Annotated in this window: 3 protein-coding genes; all 3 read left to right on the top strand. The window is 71.8% G+C overall.

Translation table 11 applies throughout. From position 1 onward, the window contains the following. Nucleotides 1-60: 60 nt before the first annotated feature. The 3 genes from HW578_RS25855 (at nt 61) to HW578_RS25845 (ending at nt 1,553) form a co-directional block, all read left to right on the top strand. Complete coding sequence (locus tag HW578_RS25855; protein WP_198373581.1) at nt 61-537, top strand: hypothetical protein; 477 nt, start codon at nt 61-63, stop codon at nt 535-537. A 209-nt stretch (nt 538-746) separates the two neighbouring features. Further along, entirely contained in the window at nt 747-971 is a 225-nt protein-coding gene (locus HW578_RS25850) for a hypothetical protein (RefSeq protein WP_198373580.1), read from the top strand. Nucleotides 972-1,202: 231 nt separating this feature from the next. After that, nucleotides 1,203-1,553, top strand: coding sequence for a RidA family protein (locus HW578_RS25845; RefSeq protein ID WP_198373579.1), 351 nt, complete (start codon nt 1,203-1,205; stop codon nt 1,551-1,553). Nucleotides 1,554-2,039 lie beyond the last annotated feature (486 nt).

Raw genomic sequence — 2,039 nt, 5'->3', positions numbered from 1 at the left:
CACCGCCATCAGCGCCCCGACCAGGATCCCTCAGCACCGTGATCCCCGCCATCCCCCCGCGTGGCGGGCGACCATGCACCGCTCTACGGCCACGCATGCCAGCATTCGGGGTTTCTGGAGGCGTCCAACCTGGCCGGCCGCATCGCCGAGGTCACGGTGCAGTCGCATGCCCGGGTGCTCGACAACGGCCTCGACGACACCACCGCCGGGCTGTTCCGCTTCGACAGCGGGGTGACGGCGAATTTCGCGACGCTCGCGCTGGCGCCGCGCTTCTGGCGCGTCGGGCTGTTCGGCACCGATGCCTGGGCGGTGCTGCACGGGCATGAATCGCTCATCACCTGCCGGCGCGACGGCACGCCGGAGGAGAAGGTCTTCCCCGTCACGGACATCGAGCGCGCGGAACTGATGGCCTTCGCCGCCGCGGTGGCCGGCGGGCCGGCCTATCCGCTGCCGGTCGAGGACGCGATCCATGGCGTCGCGGTCTACGAGGCGATGATCGGCGCGGCGGCCTCGGGCAGCACCTATCGCGTGGCCTAGGCGAGACGGGCGCCGCCCGACCTGCCCCGGCGGCGAGGCCTGCGCAGGCGGTGCACGCCGCGGAACCGCGCAGGGGGCGGCGGCGGCATGGCGGGCAGCGCCGCGCCTCATGGCGAATTGACGCGCCCTGCCCGGTCCGCGGCACGAATCGGGAGTGCCACGGGGCCGTGCGGGGCGTAGCGTCGCTCTACAACGCACGGAGATCCGTGATGGTCAGGCGTCGTGTGATCGGCCTGTCGTTGCTGCCGCTGCTGGCCCTGCCGCGGGCCGGGACCGAGGCTGCCGCAGTCGCCGGCCCCGAGCCGCGGCGCAGTTGCGGCGACCCGGGCGGGCGCTTCATCGCCTGCGAGGCACTACAGGACAGCCTGCCGGTCGCAGCCGGCGGGCCCTGCCCGCTCTGCGGCGGGCGCCACCGCGTGCCGGTCACGCCCTGAGGCTTGCGCCACCGGCGCGCCAGGGCGGCACGCCAGGGCGGCGTGCAGGCGGGCGACGATAACTTCCCCCGCCCCGGCTTTGCCGCCGCCGCGATCCTCGTTGCGGGCGCCCGGCACCGCGGCCGTGCCAGGGGTCATTCCCGCCCCGCGAAACCTGTTCTAGAAGCAACCCGCGCGCGAGCGCAGCACCGCGCCCGCGACTGGGGCGCCCATCGCGAAGGACCGGCCCGCATGAGCAAGATCACCCGCCAGGGGACCAACAAGATCCTCTCGACCTCGGTCGAGTACCACAACTTCGTCTATCTCGCGGGCATCACCGCCGATGACCTGTCCAAGGACATCAAGGGCCAGACGGCCGAAGTGCTGGCCAAGATCGACGCCGCCCTGGAATCGAACGGCACCGACAAGACCCGGCTGCTGACCGCCACGATCTGGGTCAAGCACATCGCCGATCGCGCCGCGATGAACGAGCTGTGGACCCCCTGGCTGCCGGAAGGCGCCGCGCCGGCCCGCGCCTGCGTGGAGGCCAACATGGCCGATCCTCGCCACCTGGTTGAGATCATGGTCACCGCCTGCCGCTGAGGATCGATCCGGCCGGCAAGCCGGTCGGAAACCTTTCCTCGACTCTACCGTTCAACGCCTGGCGCATCGCGCCAGGCGTTGTTGCTTTCTGGCCACCACACTGTGGCGCTGTCCCGATCCTGCCCAATTTACGGGAATGTCTTCCTGATCCGGCACCAGCCGGATGCGCGTTGCGGGCAAATCACTCCAGATTTCGCGCTGTAACAGCAGGGCGGGTTGCCTGCCCGGCACCCGGGTTGTTAGCCAAGTCACACGGCAGGGCGCTTCGGCACCCGGCCAGGGGGTTACCTGGGGGCACAGGGGACACATGACGGCAAAAGGCGCGGCGATCGCCCTGGCGATCCTGTTCGGCGGATTCGGCCTCGCGGCAAACGACGCAGAAGCCCGAACACCGGATGGCCGGCAGGGCAAGCCCGCGGCCCGGCCTGCGGCGGCACCGGCACCCGCCACCACCGCGCGTCGCGCGCCCGCCAACCCCACCGCCCG

The organism is Roseomonas rosulenta (genome assembly GCF_016106005.1).
Lineage (GTDB): Bacteria > Pseudomonadota > Alphaproteobacteria > Acetobacterales > Acetobacteraceae > Neoroseomonas > Neoroseomonas rosulenta.
Note: the sequence above shows the minus strand (reverse complement) of the source record. Positions and strands in the feature narration are given on the sequence as shown.

What these genes read in the sequence shown, in the direction of transcription:
- HW578_RS25850 (WP_198373580.1), top strand. Translation starts at nt 747, where the DNA reads ATGGTCAGGCGTCGTGTGATCGGCCTGTCGTTGCTGCCGCTGCTGGCC.
- HW578_RS25845 (WP_198373579.1), top strand. Translation starts at nt 1,203, where the DNA reads ATGAGCAAGATCACCCGCCAGGGGACCAACAAGATCCTCTCGACCTCG.